This window comes from Shewanella sp. DW31 (assembly GCF_015767295.1).
GTDB lineage: Bacteria > Pseudomonadota > Gammaproteobacteria > Enterobacterales > Shewanellaceae > Shewanella > Shewanella oncorhynchi.
This window is the reverse complement of the sequence record NZ_JADWMP020000011.1, coordinates 111,541-133,495: the sequence shown is the minus strand read 5'-3', so window position 1 is coordinate 133,495 and position 21,955 is coordinate 111,541. Positions and strand designations below refer to the sequence as shown.

Annotated in this window: 18 protein-coding genes and 2 tRNA genes; 19 read left to right on the top strand and 1 reads right to left on the bottom strand. The window is 44.8% G+C overall.

Translation table 11 applies throughout. The features are described 5' to 3' along the window. The first annotated feature begins 97 nt into the window (after positions 1 to 97). From tpiA to rpsO, 10 genes are all read left to right on the top strand, one after another. Entirely contained in the window at positions 98 to 880 is a 783-nt protein-coding gene (tpiA, locus tag GWI56_RS11365) for a triose-phosphate isomerase (RefSeq protein ID WP_006082720.1), read from the top strand. Position 881: 1 nt separating this feature from the next. Continuing rightward, positions 882 to 1,217: a preprotein translocase subunit SecG gene (gene secG, locus GWI56_RS11360; RefSeq protein WP_028761453.1), complete on the top strand. Its 336-nt coding sequence runs from the start codon at positions 882 to 884 to the stop codon at positions 1,215 to 1,217. Positions 1,218 to 1,228: 11 nt separating this feature from the next. Then, positions 1,229 to 1,315 (top strand) — tRNA-Leu (locus GWI56_RS11355). An 82-nt stretch (positions 1,316 to 1,397) separates the two neighbouring features. Then, positions 1,398 to 1,474: transfer RNA gene (locus GWI56_RS11350), tRNA-Met, on the top strand. A gap of 173 nt (positions 1,475 to 1,647) precedes the next feature. Continuing rightward, positions 1,648 to 2,103, top strand: coding sequence for a ribosome maturation factor RimP (rimP, locus tag GWI56_RS11345; RefSeq protein WP_006082718.1), 456 nt, complete (start codon positions 1,648 to 1,650; stop codon positions 2,101 to 2,103). A gap of 29 nt (positions 2,104 to 2,132) precedes the next feature. Continuing rightward, positions 2,133 to 3,632, top strand: coding sequence for a transcription termination factor NusA (gene nusA / locus GWI56_RS11340; protein ID WP_028761452.1), 1,500 nt, complete (start codon positions 2,133 to 2,135; stop codon positions 3,630 to 3,632). A 25-nt stretch (positions 3,633 to 3,657) separates the two neighbouring features. Next, positions 3,658 to 6,300 carry a translation initiation factor IF-2 gene (gene infB / locus GWI56_RS11335; RefSeq protein ID WP_105251699.1) on the top strand — a complete coding sequence of 881 codons (2,643 nt, stop codon included), beginning with the start codon at positions 3,658 to 3,660 and terminating at the stop codon, positions 6,298 to 6,300. Positions 6,301 to 6,357: 57 nt separating this feature from the next. Continuing rightward, a complete protein-coding gene (rbfA, locus tag GWI56_RS11330; RefSeq protein WP_105251700.1) occupies positions 6,358 to 6,816 on the top strand; it encodes a 30S ribosome-binding factor RbfA in 459 nt (152 codons plus the stop codon). Further along, a complete protein-coding gene (gene truB / locus GWI56_RS11325) occupies positions 6,816 to 7,781 on the top strand; it encodes a tRNA pseudouridine(55) synthase TruB (protein ID WP_173497504.1) in 966 nt (321 codons plus the stop codon). The genes rbfA and truB overlap by 1 nt, the downstream gene beginning before the upstream one ends. Positions 7,782 to 7,929: 148 nt before the next feature. Then, positions 7,930 to 8,199 carry a 30S ribosomal protein S15 gene (gene rpsO / locus GWI56_RS11320; protein WP_028761447.1) on the top strand — a complete coding sequence of 90 codons (270 nt, stop codon included), beginning with the start codon at positions 7,930 to 7,932 and terminating at the stop codon, positions 8,197 to 8,199. A 191-nt stretch (positions 8,200 to 8,390) separates the two neighbouring features. Here the strand turns inward: rpsO and GWI56_RS11315 are convergent, their stop codons facing one another. Next, the gene (locus tag GWI56_RS11315) at positions 8,391 to 10,445 is read right to left on the bottom strand and encodes an EAL domain-containing protein (RefSeq protein ID WP_173497505.1); all 2,055 of its coding nucleotides are present in this window, start codon (positions 10,443 to 10,445) and stop codon (positions 8,391 to 8,393) included. A gap of 195 nt (positions 10,446 to 10,640) precedes the next feature. Here GWI56_RS11315 and pnp point away from each other — a divergent pair, with 195 nt between their 5' ends. From pnp to deoA, 9 genes are all read left to right on the top strand, one after another. After that, the gene (gene pnp / locus GWI56_RS11310; protein ID WP_198572944.1) at positions 10,641 to 12,743 is read left to right on the top strand and encodes a polyribonucleotide nucleotidyltransferase; all 2,103 of its coding nucleotides are present in this window, start codon (positions 10,641 to 10,643) and stop codon (positions 12,741 to 12,743) included. A gap of 191 nt (positions 12,744 to 12,934) precedes the next feature. Further along, positions 12,935 to 13,837: a lipoprotein NlpI gene (gene nlpI, locus GWI56_RS11305; RefSeq protein ID WP_198572943.1), complete on the top strand. Its 903-nt coding sequence runs from the start codon at positions 12,935 to 12,937 to the stop codon at positions 13,835 to 13,837. A gap of 99 nt (positions 13,838 to 13,936) precedes the next feature. Further along, positions 13,937 to 15,517: a peptide chain release factor 3 gene (gene prfC, locus GWI56_RS11300; RefSeq protein WP_198572942.1), complete on the top strand. Its 1,581-nt coding sequence runs from the start codon at positions 13,937 to 13,939 to the stop codon at positions 15,515 to 15,517. 91 nt (positions 15,518 to 15,608) lie between these two features. Further along, complete coding sequence (locus GWI56_RS11295) at positions 15,609 to 15,812, top strand: hypothetical protein (RefSeq protein WP_198572941.1); 204 nt, start codon at positions 15,609 to 15,611, stop codon at positions 15,810 to 15,812. Positions 15,813 to 15,822: 10 nt separating this feature from the next. Beyond that, positions 15,823 to 16,587 (top strand): TatD family hydrolase, encoded by a 765-nt coding sequence (locus tag GWI56_RS11290; protein ID WP_198572940.1) that lies wholly within the window; start codon positions 15,823 to 15,825, stop codon positions 16,585 to 16,587. Between the two features lie 176 nt (positions 16,588 to 16,763). Then, positions 16,764 to 18,059 carry a NupC/NupG family nucleoside CNT transporter gene (locus tag GWI56_RS11285; protein WP_105251707.1) on the top strand — a complete coding sequence of 432 codons (1,296 nt, stop codon included), beginning with the start codon at positions 16,764 to 16,766 and terminating at the stop codon, positions 18,057 to 18,059. Between the two features lie 347 nt (positions 18,060 to 18,406). Beyond that, on the top strand, positions 18,407 to 19,246 hold the full coding sequence (locus GWI56_RS11280) for an outer membrane protein OmpK (protein ID WP_113939307.1): 840 nt from the start codon (positions 18,407 to 18,409) through the stop codon (positions 19,244 to 19,246). A 421-nt stretch (positions 19,247 to 19,667) separates the two neighbouring features. Continuing rightward, positions 19,668 to 20,438, top strand: a complete 771-nt coding sequence (gene deoC, locus GWI56_RS11275; protein ID WP_006086931.1) for a deoxyribose-phosphate aldolase — start codon at positions 19,668 to 19,670, stop codon at positions 20,436 to 20,438. 184 nt (positions 20,439 to 20,622) lie between these two features. Beyond that, on the top strand, positions 20,623 to 21,954 hold the full coding sequence (gene deoA / locus GWI56_RS11270; protein ID WP_198572939.1) for a thymidine phosphorylase: 1,332 nt from the start codon (positions 20,623 to 20,625) through the stop codon (positions 21,952 to 21,954). Position 21,955 lies beyond the last annotated feature (1 nt).

Below are 21,955 nucleotides of genomic sequence, written 5' to 3'. Positions count from 1 at the left end.
AAGCATTCCAACCTGATATCTGAAAAAATTCGAATTTAGCTATTGTAACTTAATAAGTGGTTCGCTATTATTCACGCCGCTTTCAGAGGAGACAGTGATGGCACTCAGACGTCCTATGGTAGCTGGCAATTGGAAGATGAACGGCAGTGCGGCATTAGCCCAAGAGTTGTTCAAAAAATTTGCCTCTAAGCTCCAAAATGATTCAGCTGAAGTGGTTTTATGCCCGCCTTCTATCTATCTAGAGAGCGTTAGGCAACTGCTAGAAGCAAACAAGGAAGCGTTAGACGGTTCACTTGTTAGGATGGGCGCTCAAAACCTAAGTCAACATGACTTTGGCGCTTATACCGGAGAAGTTTCAGGTCAGATGCTCAAAGATTCAGGATGTCGATATGTAATTATCGGGCATTCAGAACGTCGCCGTATGTACGGAGAGACGAGTAATATCGTAGCGGAGAAATTCGCCGCTGCACAAAAGCATGGCTTAACCCCAATTTTATGTGTGGGTGAGTCAGGTCCAGCACGAGAAGCAAGACGCACCTTCGAGGTGATTGCTGAAGAGTTGGATATAGTGATCCAGAAAAATGGCACTATGGCTTTTGATAACGCTATTATCGCCTACGAGCCGCTTTGGGCTGTAGGAACAGGTAAAAGTGCTACACCAGAGCAGGCACAAGAAGTTCATGCGTTTATTCGCAAACGCCTCTCTGAAGTGTCTCCGTTTATCGGAGAAAATATCAGGATTCTCTACGGTGGTAGTGTGACACCGAGTAATGCTGCAGATTTATTTGCCCAACCTGATGTTGATGGTGGACTGATTGGCGGTGCTAGCTTAAACTCTAGCGAGTTTTTAAGTCTGTGTACCATAGCGATGAGCGCATAATATGTATGAAGTTCTAGTAGTTATTTACTTGTTGGTTGCATTAGGTCTAATAGGCTTAGTATTAATTCAGCAAGGTAAGGGAGCTGACATGGGGGCCTCTTTTGGCGCCGGTGCATCAGGTACTCTTTTTGGTTCAAGCGGTTCAGGTAATTTCCTGACACGCAGTACGGCGATTCTTGCCATTGCGTTTTTCACTTTAAGTCTGCTTATTGGTAACTTAAGTGCAAACCACGCAAAAAATGAAGATTCATGGAAAGATTTAGGTTCAGACACTGAACAGGTTACCCAACCAGTTGAGCAAGGAACCCAAAAGTCAGAAACGAAAATTCCTGACTAGTAAAAGGTGTCGCCGAGGTGGCGAAATTGGTAGACGCGCAGCCTTGAGGTGGCTGTGACCTAACGGTCGTGCGGGTTCAAGTCCCGCTCTCGGCACCAAATATAACTAAGATAGGCGAGATAAGTTCTCTCTTAGTTATTGCAAGAAATGACGATAGTCAATATACTTGCACACAGTTGACGCGGGGTGGAGCAGCATGGTAGCTCGTCGGGCTCATAACCCGAAGGTCGTCGGTTCAAATCCGGCCCCCGCAACCAGCTCCTAGTAACGAATAGTGTTTGAATTCGTTATGGTTTACAGGTTCTTGAAATTAATGACCTCGTGATTACGGGGTTTTTTGTTATCTGGGACTTTTAAATTTGTCGCATGCTTCGTATGTGGCGTTGTACTAGGGCTATTAAGCCCTTTTTTGTTTTTTCGGGGGTCAATCTTGGCAACGTTAGAATTCAGACTGGCAGAAATGCTCAAAGTACCTGTGGAAGCATTAGGCTTTCAGCTGTGGGGCATTGAATATGTTCAAGCGGGTAAGCATTCCACACTGCGAGTGTTCATTGATGGTGAGAATGGTATCAATATTGAAGATTGTGCCAATGCAAGTCGCCAAGTCAGTGCTGTACTCGATGTTGAAGATCCTATTTCTACAGAATATACCCTAGAGGTTTCTTCGCCAGGCGTAGATAGACCCTTATTTACTGCTGAGCAGTACGCGGGCTATGTAGGCGAGGATGTAAAGCTTCAATTGACTATGCCGGTTGACGGCAGTCGTAATTTAAAAGGCGCCATCACTGCGGTCGACGGGCAAATGCTCTCGCTGAAAGTGAATGGTAAAGAGTTAGTTGTCGCATTGGATAATATCCGCAAAGGCAACTTAATCGCTAAGTTTTGATGGTTTCAAGGTGAACGAGGCAAGACGAGATGAATAAAGAGATTCTGCTAGTCGCTGAGGCGGTTTCAAATGAAAAGGCCGTTCCACGCGAGAAAATTTTTGAAGCGCTAGAGATTGCTCTGGCCACAGCAACCAAGAAAAAGTACGAAGGTGATATTGACGTTCGTGTTGCTATCGATCGTAAAACCGGTGGTTATGATACTTTCCGTCGTTGGATGGTAGTTGATGATCACGGTGAAGCGCTAGAAAACCCTTATCGTGAAATCACGTTAGAAGCGGCACGTTACGAAAATCCGGACATCCAGCCTGGCGAGTTTATCGAAGACGATATCGAGTCAGTGGTGTTTGACCGTATTACCACTCAAACCGCTAAGCAAGTGATCGTACAGAAAGTACGTGAAGCTGAACGTGCGCAAGTGGTTGAGCAGTTCCAAGATCAAGAAGGTGAGTTAATCACTGGTGTGGTCAAAAAAGCGACTCGCGAGAGCGTAGTGGTTGACTTAGGTAATAACGCTGACGGCGTATTGTTCCGTGAAGACTTAATTTCACGCGAATCTTTCCGTCCTGGTGACCGTGTGCGTGCATTATTGTACTCAGTACGTCCAGAAGCTCGTGGTGCACAGTTATTCTTAAGCCGTACTAAACCTGAAATGCTGATCGAGCTTTTCCGTGTTGAAGTGCCTGAAATCGCTGACGAACTGATTGAAATCATGGGCGCTGCTCGTGATCCAGGCGCTCGCGCTAAGATCGCCGTTAAGTCGAATGATCGCCGTATCGATCCTATCGGTGCGTGTGTGGGTATGCGCGGTGCGCGTGTACAAGCCGTTTCGAATGAACTGGGTGGCGAACGTGTTGATATCGTGTTGTGGGATGATAATCCAGCACAATACGTGATCAATGCCATGGCGCCAGCCGATGTTGCCTCTATCATAGTCGACGAAGATAACCATTCTATGGATATCGCTGTTGAAGCCGATAGTTTGGCACAAGCCATTGGACGTAATGGCCAGAACGTACGTTTAGCAACACAATTAACTGGTTGGGTTCTGAACGTTATGACAGTGGAAGATATGAATAAGAAACATCAGGCAGAAAGTGCCAAGGTGGTTGATTTATTTGTTAACTCACTGGATGTCGATGAAGATTTTGCACAAGTACTGGCAGATGAGGGCTTTACGTCGCTCGAAGAAGTTGCCTATGTGCCTGTGTCTGAACTATTGGCGATTGACGGTTTTGACGAAGATCTCGTCGAAGCTTTACGTGAACGTGCAAAAGCGGCGATCTCAACTCGAGCTCTCGCTACTGAAGAAGCACTGGATGGTGTGGAGCCAAGTGAAGAGTTGCTAGCACTTGAAGGTGTTGAAAGACACTTAGCCTATGTTTTCGCTAGCAAAGGTATTGTGACTCTAGAAGACTTGGCTGAACAAGGCATTGATGATTTGATCGAAATTGAAGAATTGACAGAAGAAAAAGCAGGTGAGCTCATCATGGCAGCCCGCAATATCTGTTGGTTTGGCGAAGAAGCATAAGTCGATCAACAGGGGGATTTAACTGATGGCAGATACTACCGTAGAGAAATTGGCCACGGAAGTGGGTAAAAGTGTTGAACGTCTGATTGAGCAATTCTCTCAGGCTGGAATTAAGAAAGGCCAAGCTGATAAAGTGACTGAAGCTGAAAAGCAGCAGTTACTGGATTATCTGAAAAAGCAGCACGGTGGCGAAAATGCGCCAACGAAAATGACGCTGCAGCGTAAAACCGTATCGACCCTAAGTGTGGCCGGTAATGGTGGTCAATCTAAAGATGTTAAAGTTGAAGTTCGTAAAACACGAACTTTCGTTAAGCGTGATGCTAATGAGGCTACTCTGAAGGCTGAAGAAGAAGCGAAAGCCGAAGCAGAAGCTTTGGCAAAAGCAAAGGCCGAAGCAGAAGCTGCTGCGGCAGCAAAAGTGAAAGCTGAAGCAGATGCTAAGGCAAAAGTGGAAGCAGAAGCCAAGGCGAAAGCTAAAGCAGCAGCCGAAGTGAAAGTGGTTAAAGATATGTCACCAGAAGCAGAAGCGGCTCGTCTAGAAGCTGAACGTTTGAAAGCGGCGCAAGAAGCGGCAACTAAACGTAAGCAAGACGAAGAAGCGGCTAAAGCGGCAGAAACAGCTCGCTTACTCGCTGAAGAACATTCTAAACGCTGGGCCGAAGAAGAGCGCCAACGTTTAGAAGCTGAGAAAAACGGTGATCATCACATCACGACATCTAAAGTAGCTCGTGCTGCTGAAGATACTTCTGATCTGGATGAAGAAAAACGCGGACGTCGTGCTCGTAACAAGAGCAACGCGAAAAAACGTGGCGGCAAAGATGCCCGTGACGGCCGTGAAAAACACATGCGTAACCGCAGTACTGCACCTGAGTCTATGGCGCATGGCTTCAATAAGCCTGTGGCAGCCGTGAGCCGTGATGTGCGTATCGGTGAAACTGTTACTGTTTCTGAACTTGCGCATTTAATGGCAGTGAAAGCGACTGAAATCATCAAACAGATGATGAAAATGGGTTCTATGGTCACGATCAACCAAGTGTTAGATCAAGAGACTGCCCAGCTAGTTGCTGAAGAAATGGGTCACAAAGTTGTGCTTATCCGTGAAAACGAGCTTGAGCACCAAGTGCTACAAGACCGTGATGATGAAGATGGCATTAAGCTAGAATCTCGTGCACCAGTTGTGACTATCATGGGTCACGTTGACCACGGTAAGACTTCGTTACTCGACTACATTCGCCGCGCTAAAGTGGCTGCTGGCGAAGCCGGTGGTATTACTCAGCATATCGGTGCATACCATGTTGAAACTGAAAATGGCATGATCACTTTCCTTGATACTCCTGGTCACGCCGCGTTTACCGCAATGCGTGCCCGTGGTGCCAAGGCAACGGATATTGTTGTGCTAGTTGTTGCTGCCGATGACGGTGTAATGCCGCAAACAATCGAAGCTATTCAACATGCTAAAGCCGGTAACGTGCCATTAATCGTGGCTGTGAACAAGATGGATAAACCGGAAGCGGATATCGATCGCGTTAAGAGCGAATTGTCACAACACGGTGTTATGTCTGAAGATTGGGGTGGAGACAACATGTTTGCCTTCGTTTCAGCTAAGACAGGTGAAGGCGTTGATGAACTGTTAGAAGGTATCTTACTGCAAGCTGAAGTTCTCGAACTGAAAGCGGTACGTGATGGTATGGCTGCTGGTGTGGTCATTGAATCACAATTGGACAAAGGTCGCGGCCCTGTGGCTACGATTCTGGTTCAAGAAGGTACGCTGCGCCAAGGTGATATCGTTCTGTGTGGTCTTGAGTACGGTAAAATTCGTGCAATGAAAGACGAAAACGGTCGTTCAATCACTGAAGCTGGTCCATCTATTCCTGTTGAAATTCTAGGTCTGTCAGGCGTTCCGTCTGCAGGTGATGAAGCAACAGTCGTACGTGACGAACGTAAAGCTCGCGAAGTTGCCCTGTATCGTCAAGGTAAGTTCCGTGATGTGAAACTGGCACGTCAGCAAAAATCTAAGCTAGAAAACATGTTTGCGAACATGACAGACGGCGAAGTGAAAGAACTGAACATCGTTCTTAAAGCAGACGTACAAGGTTCACTCGAAGCGATTACTGATTCGTTAACAGGTTTGTCTACCGACGAAGTGAAAGTGAACATCATCGCTCGCGGTGTGGGTGCACTGACTGAAACGGATGCAACCTTAGCGGCTGCCTCTAACGCTATCATGGTTGGCTTTAACGTACGTGCCGATGCACAAGCCCGTAAGACTATCGAAAGTGAAAGTGTTGATTTACGTTACTACAGCGTTATCTATAATTTGATTGATGAAGTGCGTGCAGCGATGACAGGTATGCTGTCTCCTGTGTTCAAACAACAAATTATCGGTCTGGCTGAAGTTCGTGATGTGTTCAAGTCACCTAAGCTGGGTGCAATTGCTGGCTGTATGGTGACCGAAGGTACCATTAAGCGTAGCGCGCCAATTCGCGTACTACGTGATAACGTTGTTATCTACGAAGGTGAACTCGAATCGCTACGTCGCTTTAAAGACGACGTTGCTGAAGTTCGCAATGGTATGGAATGTGGTATTGGCGTTAAGAACTACAACGATGTTCGCGTAGGCGACCAAATCGAAGTATTCGAAACCGTCGAGATTGCTCGTACTCTGTAACGATAATAAGGGCGGCTTTAGCCGCCCTTATCAATTTAAGCTATGGTAAGAAATATTATGGCAAAAGAATTCAGTCGTACTCGTCGAATCGCTCAGCAGCTTCAGCAAGAACTTGCTCAAGTGCTACAGCGCGACATGAAAGATCCTCGTATTGGCTTTGTGACTGTGAATGACGTCGACGTCTCTCGCGATCTCAGCTATGCCAAAGTGTTTGTGACTTTTTTCGAAGAAGACAAAGCTGTCGTTCAAGAAAAGCTAAACGCTTTGATCAGCGCAGCTCCTTATATCCGCACTTTAGTGGCGGGTCGTATGAAGCTGCGTGTCATGCCTGAACTGCGTTTTATCTACGATAGCTCGCTAGTTGAAGGTATGCGCATGTCTAACTTAGTTAGCCAAGTGATCAACCAAGACAAAGCGAAGCAACAGCAATTTGGCAGCGAAGACGCATCGGTTGAAGATGAAGTCTTAGGTGATGATATTGCTGATGACGCAGATGAAACGGAAGGTAAAGATTAATGGCTCGTCGTCCAAAAGGTCGTTTTATCGATGGGATAGTGCTGCTGGATAAATCCACTGGCATGAGTTCTAACTTTGCATTGCAAAGGGTAAAGCGCTTTTTTAATGCGAATAAAGCTGGGCATACGGGCGCACTCGATCCGTTAGCGACAGGTATGTTACCTGTATGCTTAGGCGAAGGGACTAAGTTTTCTCAGCATCTATTGGATGCCGATAAACGCTATTTAGTCACTGCAAAACTTGGCGAACGGACAGATACCAGTGATTCCGATGGTGAAGTGGTGCAAACCCGTGCCATTGATTTTACCGAGGCGCAGCTATTAACCGCGCTTGATTTCTTCCGTGGTGAAACTCAGCAAGTTCCTTCTATGTATTCCGCGCTGAAATATCAGGGTCAGCCCCTGTATAAATATGCCCGTGAAGGTATAGAAGTGCCGCGTGAATCTCGCCCTATTACGGTATTTGAGCTAAATTTCATCGGTCTTGAAGGCGATGAGCTGACCTTAGACATTCATTGTTCTAAGGGCACTTATATTCGCACTATCATAGACGATCTCGGTGAGATGCTCGGTTGTGGCGCACATGTGATTATGCTGCGCCGCACCCAAGTTGCACAGTATCCCTATGCCAGAATGGTCACTTTAGAACAACTTGAAGCGCTAGTTGCTCAAGCACATGAACAACAGATAGATCCGAGCGTATTACTCGACCCTCTGTTATTGCCTATGGACACGGCCGTGGCCGATTTTCCAGAGGTGAATGTGCCGGATGCTATAGCTCCTTACTTAATGCAAGGTCAAGCGGTTCGTGTATCGGTTAATGCAGAATTGAAAACCGATGAGTTGGTACGTATCACTTTAGGTGATATTCGCCGGTTTGTGGGGATTGGCACAATGAACGAAGATGGCTTATTAGCGCCGAAACGACTCATTGTTATCCATGACGAACCTGCAGAAACGCATTAGCCCGCTATCCATCGACAAATGATTAAACTAGTTGATGCATTAGTCCCCGCCTTTTATTGCGCTAGGGTGGGTTTATGGGTAGAATAGCGCGCCCTCTGGCTGAGTTAGTGATCGGCTAGAGATTCATATTATTTATTTGGAGATATACATGTCACTAAGTCCTGAAGCAAAAGCAAAAATTTTGGCTGATTTTGGCCGTTGTGAAAACGACACTGGTTCAACTGAAGTTCAAGTTGCTTTGTTAACTGCGCAAATCAACCATTTGCAAGATCACTTCAAAGAGCACATTCATGATCACCACTCACGTCGTGGTCTGTTACGTATGGTTAGCTCACGTCGTAAGTTAACTGCTTACCTGAAACGTACTGATTTAGCACGTTACACTGCTCTGATCCAAAAGTTAGGTCTACGTCGTTAATTTCGCGTCGACTAACGTGAAAAAGGAGGCTTAGCCTCCTTTTTTATTGCCTAAAATTCAACAGAATATTTATTGTGCAAACGAGAGATATACAGAAGTTACAGCCAAAATCAGTCTAATGTTTAGGTCTGTTACGCTGAGCTTGATGTGATTAAGCATCGAATCGAAACTTAAGTGCCAATGTAAGTATCCTAAGCCCCACGTAAACCATCAAGACTGCTTATTATTGCTGTTTGTGTTGCTATATACAGCGCTTCAAATTCTGCTTGGGGTAGAGGCTGACTAAAATAGAAACCTTGGCCGACTTGGCACTGATTTTCTTTCAACCAATCCAATTGCTGCTCGTTTTCAATGCCTTCGGCCACAATGGTCAAATTAAGCTGCTTTCCCAACATTAAAATGGTCGATGCAATTGCACTATCCCCTGGTAGATCGGAAACGAAACAACGATCGATTTTCATGGTAGTGATAGGCAAATGGCGCAGGTAAGAGAGTGAAGAATACCCTGTGCCAAAGTCATCGACTGCAATACCAAATCCGGCTGATTTCAATTGTTCCAGCTTAGCGATAGCGAGTTCAATGTCGTTCATCAACGAGGTTTCAGTGATTTCAATTTCCAGCAACTCGGGTTGGATTTGATAGCGTAATGCCATCTGTTTGATATCGGGAACTAAACTAGCATCGGCAAATTGCTGTGAGGCAACATTAATCGCAATTGGGATGGCATAGTTATATTTTTTCTGCCATTCCCTAAGTACTTTACAGCTTTGCTCTATCACCCAACGACCTATAGGAATGATGATACCGGTCTCCTCCGCGACGGGAATAAAGGAAATGGGGCTGATGAGTCGTCCGTCTTTTTGCCAACGGATCAAGGCTTCACAGGCGATGACTTTGCCCGTTTGCAGATCAAGTTTCGGTTGGAAATACAGTAAAAATTCATTGTTTTTTAACGCATCATGTAAAGATGCTTCAGTGCGTAAACGAACTGCTGCTCGCTCAGTCATCTGTTGTTTAAAGAAGGCCCATTGATTCGAGCCTGCAGCTTTCGCGCTGTACATGGCAATGTCAGCGTGACGGATCAAATCTTCAGCGCTGTTACCGTCTTCGGGATAAATAGAAATCCCAATCGATGCCGCAGGATGAATTGCATGTTCATTTAATTGAATCGGGACATTGAGCTGGATCAGTAGCTTATCTACAAAATCTGCCGCTTGGTCTGGGGTGTGAACTGTATCGGCCAGAATAACGAATTCATCGCCACCTAAGCGGGAAACTGTGCCTTTATCACCAACGAAGCGTTCGAGAATACGGGCGATACGAGCGAGGAATTGATCGCCTAATGCGTGGCCAAGGGAATCGTTGATATTCTTAAAACGGTCTAAGTCGATAAACATCAATGCAAAGCTGCGTTTGTGTACTCGCGAGCGTTGGATAGTGACTGCGATGGTTTCAAGCAATAATGTGCGGTTAGGTAAACCCGTTAGCGGATCTCGGGTCGCCATTTTGCGCAGTTTGGATTGCGTTTGGCTAAATTGGATAAGAATTTGGTTGAATTTCGAGGTCACTAGGCCGAGTTCATCATCCTTATGCGCGTTGGACATAGGTAAGAGATTTTCGTCCGGTGAGTCGGGTTCGATCTTATCGATGGCCTCACTGATGCGTGCGATAGGCTGAGTCAGGAAGCGATGGAATACCACGGACAGCACTAAGGTGAGTAAGAGTGCACGAGCGAGAGTAGCAAAAAAACTAAATCTTAACTGCGAGAAGAGGGTGTTTGTTAGTTCTTGGGTATCGTAGAAAACTGTTAATGTACCAATGAGTTGCTGTTGTTGGGTACCTTCAAAATAAAAAGGCCTATACAAAGGGCGAGAAATTTCTTTGAGATCATCAAATAATTTATTACTTAAACTGATAAAAGTCTGTGAGTTATTCTGCTTATTATTACTGACAGAAACAAACATTGAGCCATCGTCCAGCTCAATCACCGCCGAGCCAACATGTTCGACTTTGATGGCACCCTCTAAAGTTTGACGGGCTAAATTATCATCTAATGCCCATACGGCATTTGCTGCAGGTTGTTCAACTGAATCAAGGAGTTCTTGCTGAGTGGTCGTGAGTTGTTGTTTGGTTGATACGACGACTAAAGCGATTTCAACAATAAAAATGGCAATGGCAAAAAATAGGGCAGTAAATACGACTAGGTTAGTTTGTTTCCACGTCAGTGACTTAAAACGGCCTGTCATCGGGCGCATCCTTCATGATAATTATTCACCATCGGCGAGATTTTCCGTATCAATATAAACCGCAACTCTTTGTTGATTTAACCACTTTAGTGAAAAGTTACGTATTTGTCATCATTATCTGCTCTTTATCTATTGATCCGAATTGCAGTATACTTACGCGCGTAATTCAAGGTCATTAATTAAGGAATGGGTCACGTGAATCCTATTGTAAAGAGTTTTGAGTATGGTCAACATACAGTCACCCTGGAAACAGGTGTTATAGCGCGTCAAGCTGATGCAGCCGTTTTAGCGAGTATGGGTGACACGACAGTGTTAGTCACTGTTGTCGGTAAAAAAGATGCAGATGCAGGCCGTGACTTTTTCCCTCTGACTGTTAACTATCAAGAAAAAACCTACGCAGCGGGTAAAATTCCTGGTGGTTTCTTTAAGCGTGAAGGCCGTCCTTCAGAAGATGAGACATTAATCGCTCGTTTGATCGACCGTCCAATTCGCCCTCTTTTCCCTAATGGTTTCAAAAACGAAGTTCAAGTTATCATTACCGTAGTATCTGTCGACCCACAAATCGAGCCAGATATCATCTCCATGATCGGTACTTCTGCGGCACTGGCTATTTCTGGTATTCCATTCAGCGGTCCTTTAGGTGCTGCACGTGTGGGTTACATTGATGGCGAATACGTGTTGAACCCAAGTGTTGCACAACTTGCAACCAGTCAACTGAACTTAGTGGTTGCAGGTACTGCTGGTGCAGTATTAATGGTGGAATCAGAAGCCCAAGCATTACCAGAAGAAGTGATGTTAGGTTCTGTAGTTTACGGTCACGATCAACAACAAGTGGTTATCAAGGCGATTGCTGAATTTAAAGCAGAAGCCGGTAAACCAACTTGGGATTGGACTGCACCAACGCAAGATGCCGATTTAGTCGCCCAAATCAAAGAGCTTGCTGAAGCTGGTTTAGGTGATGCGTATAAAATCCAAGTTAAACAAGATCGTTATGCTCAAGTTTCTGTTGTAAAAGCAGCAGCAAAAGAAGCCTTGTTAGCGAGCAATCCAAGCGTTGATTTACGTGAAGTTGACAACTTACTGGGTAGCTTAGAGAAGAAAGTGGTTCGTGGTCGCATCATCCGTGGCGAGCCACGTATCGATGGTCGTGAACCAGACATGATCCGTGCCTTAAGTGTGTTAGCGGGCGTATTGCCACGTACTCACGGTAGCGCATTGTTCACTCGTGGCGAAACTCAAGCGTTGGTAACTTGTACTTTAGGTACTGAACGTGATGCACAGAAGATCGACAGCATCATGGGCGAGCGCACTAACCGTTTCATGCTGCACTATAACTTCCCTCCATACTCTGTTGGTGAAACAGGCATGGTGGGATCACCTAAGCGCCGCGAAATCGGTCATGGTAAGTTAGCTTGGCGCGGTATTAACGCTGTTATGCCTTCAGCGGCTGAATTCCCATACAGCGTACGCGTTGTATCTGAAATCACTGAATCTAACGGTTCAAGCTCTATGGCGTCAGTATGTGGTACTTCTCTCGCGCTGATGGATGCCGGTGTACCTATCAAGACTTCTGTAGCGGGTATCGCTATGGGTCTAGTGAAAGAAGGCGATGATTTCGTTGTTCTTTCTGACATCTTAGGTGATGAAGATCATTTAGGTGACATGGACTTTAAAGTTGCGGGTACGCGTGATGGTATTACTGCACTGCAGATGGATATCAAGATCGAAGGTATCACTAAAGAAATCATGGATATCGCACTGCAACAAGCCTATGGTGCACGTGTACATATTCTAAACGTGATGGATCAAGCGATTGGTTCACACCGTGATGATATTTCTGATCACGCTCCACGTATCACAGTTATCAAGATCAACCCAGAAAAAATCCGTGACGTTATCGGTAAAGGTGGCGCAGTTATCCGTGCTCTGACCGAAGAAACCGGCACTACGATTGAGCTGGAAGATGATGGTACTGTGAAAATTGCTTCTTCAAATGGCGAAGCAACCAAAGAAGCTATCCGTCGTATCGAAGAAATCACTTCAGAAGTTGAAGTGGGTCGTATCTACAACGGTAAAGTTATCCGTATCGTTGATTTCGGTGCGTTCGTGAACATTCTGCCGGGCAAAGACGGTTTAGTACACATTTCACAAATCAGTGATGAGCGTGTTGCTAACGTGTCTGATCACCTTGAACTGAACCAAGAAGTTGCTGTTAAAGTAATGGAAGTGGATCGTCAAGGCCGCGTACGTCTGTCAATCAAAGAAGCACAAACTAAAGAAGCTGCAGCTGCTGAATAATGAGTCTTTGACTTATTATAGGCACACACTTTCTAAGTGATTGCATCAAAAGGAGATCAAATGATCTCCTTTTTTGTTTTGGTATTAAGAAAGTCACTATTAATCTTAATTCCCTAATAGCGGTCCTGTGGTGGGATTGCTATCATGAAGATTCTTCTGCGTATGTTGGGAATCTAAAAAGGTAGAAATGGATGAGTCTTAAAATTAGAACCGCTGTCGTTGCTGTGCTGGCGAGTGCCAGTCTGTTGTTAGCCGGATGCGCAACCACCCAGTCTCCTTTAGATAACCATAATGATGTTGAAGGTAAATTGGTTGTCGCGCCGGTTATGCCTGATTATAAAGTCGAAGTGACACTGGCAAAACTCAACGAGATTTTGGCTACGGTCGAACTGACGAATGAACAGAGAGCCAGATTTCATTACGATCGTGGTGTGATTTACGACAGTGTGGGCTTAAGACTGCTCGCACGGATTGATTTTATGCAAGCGTTAAAACTTCAGCCTGATCTTGCTGATGCCTATAATTTCCTTGGAATTTATTACACCCAAGAAGGTGAATACGACAGCGCCTATGAAGCCTTCGATGGCGTATTAGAGTTAGCACCTAATTATGATTATGCCTATTTGAATCGCGGTATTGCTTTGTACTATGGCGACCGTATTGATTTAGCGACTAAAGATATGCAGGCGTTTTATGCAGGCGATAATAAAGACGGTTATCGGGCATTATGGTTGTATTTGATTGATTTGAAAGCTGACTCCGTTGAAGCTAAAAAACAGTTAGCGCAGCATCGTCAGAATTTAGCAAATGATGCTTGGGCGACCGTTATCGTCGATTATTATTTAGGTAAAAAAAGCCGTGACGAGGTGTTTTCTGCGGCTAAAGTAGGCTTAACTTATCCGAAAGAATATGCTGAACGTTTATGCGAAGCTTATTTTTACCTTGCAAAAATGGCGATAGAAACTAAGCAATATCAAGATGCTGCAAACTATTTTCGCTTAGCATTGGCAACCAATATCTATGATTTTGTCGAACATAGATATGCGCGTATTGAACTCGCCAAAGTCAAAGGTTTGCTCGAAGCCACAAAATAACCTCTCTCAGCCCGAGTTCATCTCGGGCTTTGCCTAGCCAAGCTCGAACTGAGGCGCTATAATTTGCGCCTTTTTAGCGATACAAGTGCATAGGTTAACATGTCAGGCAATAAAGTAGAGGTCGATAAACGTCGCACCTTCGCGATCATATCGCACCCCGACGCGGGTAAAACAACCATTACCGAAAAAGTGCTTTTATTCGGAAACGCTTTGCAGAAAGCGGGTACGGTTAAAGGCAAAAAATCGGGTCAACATGCTAAGTCTGACTGGATGGAAATGGAGAAGGACCGTGGTATTTCTATTACTACGTCTGTCATGCAATTCCCCTATGGTGGCGCCCTTGTTAACCTACTCGATACGCCTGGTCACGAAGACTTCTCTGAAGATACTTATCGTACTCTGACAGCCGTTGACTCATGTTTGATGGTGATCGACTCTGCTAAGGGTGTTGAAGACCGTACGATCAAGTTGATGGAAGTGACACGTCTGCGTGATACGCCGATTGTGACCTTTATGAACAAACTCGACCGCGATATCCGTGATCCTATTGATCTGATGGATGAAGTCGAAAACGTGCTGAATATTGCCTGTGCACCTATTACTTGGCCTATTGGCAGCGGTAAAGAATTTAAAGGTATTTACCACATACTGCGTGATGAAGTGGTCTTGTATCAAGGCGGCATGGGACATACGATCCAAGAACGTCGAGTGATTAAAGGCATTAATAATCCTGATCTTGAGAAAGCGATTGGCAGTTATGCCGCCGATTTGCGTGATGAGATGGAATTAGTACGTGGCGCGTCAAATGAGTTTGACCATGCGGCTTTTTTGAAAGGTGAGTTGACCCCAGTATTTTTTGGTACTGCTTTAGGTAACTTCGGTGTGGACCATATTCTTGACGGTATCGTTGAGTGGGCACCTAAGCCACTTCCTCGCGAAAGCGATGTGCGAGTGATCATGCCTGACGAAGAAAAATTCACCGGTTTTGTATTTAAGATCCAAGCAAACATGGATCCTAAACACCGTGACCGTGTCGCCTTTATGCGTGTGTGTTCAGGCCGTTACGAGCAAGGCATGAAAATGCACCATGTGCGTATTGGTAAAGATGTTAACGTTAGCGATGCATTGACCTTTATGGCGGGCGATCGTGAGCGTGCTGAAGAAGCTTACCCAGGCGATATCATCGGTTTACATAACCATGGCACTATCCGTATTGGCGATACGTTTACCCAAGGTGAAAAATTCCGTTTCACTGGCGTACCTAACTTCGCCCCTGAAATGTTCCGCCGTATTCGTTTGCGCGATCCGCTTAAACAGAAGCAACTCTTAAAAGGCTTAGTACAGTTATCTGAAGAAGGTGCTGTACAAGTATTCCGCCCAATTGATACTAACGATTTGATTGTTGGCGCTGTGGGTGTACTGCAGTTTGAAGTGGTTGTTGGTCGTCTGAAGAGTGAATATAACGTCGAAGCTATTTACGAAGGTATTAGCGTGTCGACAGCTCGCTGGGTTTATTGTAAGGATGAGCGTAAGCTTGAAGAGTTCCGTCGCAAGTGTAGCCAAAACTTGGCACTCGATGGTGGCGATAACCTAACCTATATTGCACCAACTATGGTTAACCTTAATCTTTCGATGGAAAGATATCCTGATATTGAGTTTGCGAAAACCCGCGAACACTAATAGGGTTCGGTTTAGAATAGTTGTTGAAATGGCGGTGAATTCACCGCCATTTTTGTATCTAATGAAAACTAAAAATCGGTTCTGGATGTAAATGATGGCGAATTGGATCACAAAAACATGGCAGGCTTATATTCATTGGTGCGACCGAATGGGGCTGACACCTGAAAATCGTCGCTGTTGCATGCCGCGCCTTGAAGATCCTCCATTAGCGGTAAAATGCGCTAAAGCTTTGGTGGTTGACGAAACAGTATCGCCACCCGAACTTCATTCAATTGGTAAATCGACCGCAGAGTGAGGAATTTACTGTGATTGATACCCACGCCCATTTGGATTTTGCTGAGTTTGATGTTGACCGCGACGATGTGGTGTTGCGAATGCACAGTGTTGGCGTAGATAATCTGATTATTCCTGGTGTGTCCCCGCAGCGCTGGCACAAACAGCTCGCCGTTGCCGAACAATACCAAACTTATTTTGCCCTCGGTATTCATCCTTGGTTTTGTCCAGAGGATGTTGATGCTGGGATCTTAGCATTAACATCTCAAGTTTCGGCGTTACTAGAATGTCCTCGCTTTGTTGCTATTGGTGAATGTGGCTTAGATAAGCTATATTCCTCAACCTGGCCTCAGCAGCTCGCATTTTTTGAGGCACAATTAGTTTTAGCTAAGTCCGTTAATCTGCCAGTTATTATTCATAGCGTAAAAGCACATTCAGAGGTTTTAGGGTGTTTGAAAAAGCATCAATTGCCTAGAGGCGGTGTGATACATGCTTTTTCTGGCAGTACTGAAATTGCACTGGAATATATCAAATTAGGTTTTAAGCTGGGAATTGGTGGTTTGATTATGAACCCTAATGCCAAAAAATTGCTCAAAACTGTCAGCGAATTACCACTTCAGCACTTCATACTTGAGACTGACTCTCCTGCAATGACGCCGATAAATGTTACTGAAAAACGTAACCAGCCCGCTAACCTTGTTCTTTTTATAGACAAAATTGCCAATTTGCAAAAAAAATCAAGTGTTCTAATATCAGAACACTTGGTGTCGAATGCAATGCAACTGTTTGACCTTTAGCTGTTTTTAAATAAACAGGTGTAGGTCGCACTAGCATTCTGCACTAAGCGATTGAAATTAAACTCCAAAAATATGATCAAAACGACGATTTTCGACTTTGCCTCGGGTATAATCTGACTCGGAAATAGGTTGATTAACAACATAATTAAAAAGTGTTAACAATAGGGTGATGGTTAATGGATATATTAATGAGTTTAGTAGGGGTGGTCACCCTACTTGCGATAGGTTTCCTCCTATCGAATAACAAAAAAGCAATTAATTTACGTACAGTGGGCGGCGCGTTAGCTATCCAAGCTGCCTTCGGTGGTTTTGTACTGTATATTCCTGTTGGTAAAGACATTCTGAAAGGGATGTCTGATGCGGTTTCTAGCGTTATTGGTTACGCACAAAACGGTATCGGTTTCCTGTTTGGTGATTTAGCTAACTTCAAACTTGGCTTTATCTTCGCAGTTAACGTGTTACCCGTTATTGTGTTCTTCTCTTCTCTGATTGCGGTTCTATATTACTTAGGCGTTATGCAGTGGATCATCCGTATCATCGGTGGTGGTTTACAAAAAGCATTGGGCACAAGCCGTACTGAATCTATGTCAGCAACAGCTAACATCTTCGTTGGTCAGACTGAAGCCCCATTAGTGGTTCGTCCATTCATTCCAACTATGACGCAGTCTGAACTGTTTGCGATCATGGTGGGTGGTTTGGCATCAATCGCGGGTTCAGTATTGGCTGGTTACGCGCAGATGGGTGTACCTATCGAATACTTAGTTGCCGCTTCATTTATGGCAGCACCAGGTGGTCTATTAATGGCTAAACTGATGCACCCTGAAACTGAAGCTGCTAAAAATGACATGAGCGATTTACCAGAAGATCCTGACAAACCAGCTAACGTGTTAGACGCTGCTGCTGCAGGTGCTTCATCTGGTATGCATTTAGCCTTAAACGTAGGCGCTATGTTGTTAGCCTTCGTTGGTTTGATCGCTATGGTCAACGGCATTATTGGTGGTGTGGGTGGTTGGTTTGGCGTTGAAGGTTTAACACTTGAACTGATCCTTGGCTATGTGTTTATGCCATTAGCATTCCTTATCGGTGTGCCTTGGAATGAAGCATTAGTAGCAGGTTCTTTCATCGGTCAAAAGATCATTGTTAACGAATTCGTTGCTTACTTAAACTTTGCTCCATATATCTCTGATGCTGCCACGGCTTGTACAGCGGTTGCTGCTGAAGTTGTTAAAGGCCTGCCGTTATGCGTTGCTGAAACTCAAGCTGTGATGACTCATAGAACACAAGCGATTATTTCGTTTGCTCTGTGTGGTTTCGCTAACTTGTCTTCAATCGCGATTCTGCTTGGTGGTTTAGGTGCTATGGCTCCTAACCGTCGTCATGATTTAGCTACAATGGGTATTCGTGCGGTTATCGCCGGCTCTTTAGCTAACTTAATGAGCGCAACACTTGCTGGTTTGTTCTTAGCTATCTAAGTAACAACAGCAGGGGGAAACCCCACTAACTGGGTCCTGACCATGCAGGGCAGGGCCTAAGTTAATTCAACCATTTTCCAGTAGTGATTCCTGTAGTGAATAGTTTCTCCAATTGAAAGACACAGAATGCAACCGAAGTGTAGCTGTCATTCTGTCTTAAATGTCGTGAGTCTACGCTTACGTTAATTAATCGTAATGCAGAAGTCGCGACTTTGTTCACAATTAAGAATTTTGTGTTTGTGATTTTACGCTAGATTATTGAGATTTTTTTTAATCTAGGTAGAATGCGAACGCCACAAAAAGAACGCTACCCTCGATGGTAGCAAACAAGATAAATGGGGTTGATGATGAAAAACGTTAAAACTTTAGCTTTAGCCGCTACTGCAGTAGCAGCAATCTCTGGCAACGCATTTGCTGCTGATCGTACTGATCTTCACGGTACTGATTATAAGTGGATGCAGTTCAACGCTATGTACTCTATTGGTGAAAAGCCAGATAACCCAGCAACAGGCGATCAACACAACTATTTAGAAATGGAATTCGGCGGTCGTTCTGGCGTATTCGATCTATACGGTTATGTTGACGTATTCAACTTAGCAAACCAATCAAGCAGCAACGGTGACAAGAACCCAGGTTCTGGCACAAGCAAAATTTTCATGAAGTTTGCTCCACGTGTGTCTATCGATGCTTTGACTGGTAAAGACTTATCTTTTGGCCCAGTTCAAGAAGTTTACTTCTCTACTCTGTTCAACTGGGACGGTCTGAATGGTGAAGGCGTTAACTCTTCATTCTGGGGTGTTGGTGCTGATGTAAACGTGCCTTGGTTAGGCAAAACAGGTATGAACCTATATGGTTTCTACGACCTGAATGCTAAAGAGTGGAACGGATATCAGTTCTCTGCTAACTGGTTCAAACCTTTCTACTTCTTTGATAACAAGAGCTTCCTGTCATTCCAAGGTTACATCGATTATCAATTCGGTGCAGATGAAGACCAAGCTGCTTTCGTACCAAAAACGTCAAACGGTGGTAACATCTTCTTCGGCCTATACTGGCATTCAGATCGTTATGCTCTGGGCTATGGCTTGAAAGGCTTCAAAGACGTTTATCTGTTAGAAGATGGTGCTGGTGCTCTAGCTCTAGAATCAACAGGTTGGTCACACTACCTGTCAGCAACTTACAAGTTCTAATCTCTTGTAATTATTGCTTGTTGGAGCCGCATTATGCGGCTCCATCTTTGTTTTACCATGAGTCTTTATCTAAGCCTATTGGGCTAACAAGTGGGTTTATATAAAGGTTTGTGTTTTTCTCGCGCTAAAATGGATTTTTCGCGGAAAAGTAGGAGCAAGATTTTATTCGTATCCTCTCTTCCGGTCTTCAAGGATTCAAGTCGTGGTCACTTATAAGTTATTTTAAGTGTCAGGATGCCTATTGCTCTTTATGACTTAGGCAAGATTGAATACCTACAACAAGGTAGTTTGTAATAAGCAAATTACTCGGCACCGCCTGAAGGCCCGGCCATATAAAAATAATCAAAATAATGCCACCTCTCAAGCGTTGCTTTTATGCGACTGATTTCTATTCATTTAATTTTTATTTTGGAGAGCTATTATGACTGATTTAAAAAAAGCAGCACAACGCGCCATTGAGTTAATGGACTTAACGACTTTGAATGATGACGACACAGATCAAAAAGTGATCGACCTGTGCCACAAAGCGAAAACGGCTGCGGGTAATACTGCCGCTATCTGCATTTACCCACGTTTCATCCCGATTGCACGCAAGACACTAGATGAAATCGGTGCTGAAGATATCCAAATCGCCACTGTGACTAACTTTCCCCATGGCAATGATGACATTGCCATTGCTGTGCTAGAAACTCGCGCCGCTGTTGCCTATGGTGCTGACGAAGTTGACGTGGTATTCCCATACCGCGCACTGATGGAAGGCAATGAAACAATTGGTTTTGAATTAGTTAAAGCCTGTAAAGAAGCCTGTGGTGAAGTCTTGTTAAAAGTCATCATCGAATCTGGCGTGTTAGCTGATCCTGCGCTTATCCGCCGTGCATCTGAGCTTTCAATCGATGCAGGTGCTGACTTTATTAAAACCTCTACTGGTAAAGTGCCTGTAAACGCCACACTTGAAGCGGCTGAAATCATGTTAACTGTGATCAGCGAGAAGAATACCCAAGTAGGCTTCAAGCCTGCCGGTGGTGTGCGTGATGCTGCACAAGCGGCTGAATTCCTCGGTGTTGCTGAGCGTATTTTAGGTGCTGATTGGGTTTCACCACGTACCTTTAGATTTGGTGCTTCAAGTTTACTAAACAGTTTGTTACACACACTAGAATTAGCTGATGCGCCTAAGCCGACTCAAGGCTATTAATTGCAAACTATCGCTGATTAATACTATCAGCGTATAGCGAGCCTAATTAAGTGTGACCTAAATCTATTTGGCAAACTCAAAACTTCGATAGTATGAACTTGTAATATTGCTACAGTTTTGATGTTTCATTGCAAAGATAAGCACTAGCGACAGGGTTGTTAGTGCCTATCTTGGAGGCAGTATCATGTTTCTAGCTCAAGAGATTATTCGTAAAAAACGTAATGGTTTAGCGCTAAGTTCCGCAGAAATACAGTTTTTTGTTCAAGGTATCACTACCAACTCCGTATCTGAAGGTCAGATCGCCGCATTAGGTATGGCGGTGTATTTTAATGACATGAATATGGATGAAAGAATCGCTTTAACGACAGCGATGCGTGATTCTGGCACTGTGCTTAATTGGCAATCATTGGGACTCAACGGTCCTGTCATCGACAAACATAGCACTGGTGGTGTCGGCGATGTGATTAGTCTCATGCTTGGTCCTATGGCTGCGGCTTGTGGTGGTTATGTACCTATGATTTCTGGGCGTGGCCTAGGTCATACGGGCGGCACGCTCGATAAGTTTGATGCCATTCCGGGTTATCAAACTGAGCCATCAAGTGAATTGTTCCGTAAAGTGGTTAAAGAAGTCGGTGTGGCGATTATTGGTCAAACAGGCGATCTCGTTCCTGCCGACAAACGTTTCTATTCTATCCGCGATAATACCGCCACCGTTGAGTCCATTTCTCTCATCACTGCGTCGATTTTGTCTAAGAAATTAGCCTGTAATTTAGATGCACTAGCGATGGATGTGAAAGTCGGTAGTGGTGCTTTCATGCCAACCTATGAGGCATCGGAAGAATTAGCTCGCAGTATCGCTGCTGTTGCAAATGGCGCGGGCACTAAAACGACGGCTTTGCTGACGGATATGAATCAAGTGCTTGCATCTTGCGCCGGTAACGCGGTTGAAGTGAAAGAAGCCATCGACTTTTTAACGGGGGCTTACCGTAACCCGCGTTTATATGAAGTCACTATGGGTCTTTGTGCTGAGATGCTGCTTCTAGGCGGTCTTGCAAGCAATGAAGCCGACGCTCGCGCTAAACTGAATCGTGTGCTCGATAATGGTCGCGCTGCAGAACTCTTTGGCAAGATGGTGTCGGGTCTTGGTGGTCCAGTCGATTTTGTTGAAAACTACAGTAAATACCTACCGCAGTCACAAATTATTCGCCCAGTTTTTGCCGATATGCAAGGTTATGCCTATAGCATGGATACCCGTGAATTAGGTTTAGCGGTTGTGACCTTAGGTGGCGGCCGCCGTAAGCCCGGTGATGCACTAGACTATAGTGTTGGCTTAACCCAAGTGTGTGCTTTAGGCGATAAAGTAGATTCATCGACTCCGATTGCCGTTATCCATGCACAGTCTGAAGCCGCCTTCGCGGAAGCTGAACTTGCGGTGAAAAAAGCGATTCACATTGGTGAAACCGCTCCAGAAAAAACACCTGAGATCTATGCCTATATTCGTGCATCGGATCTTTAAG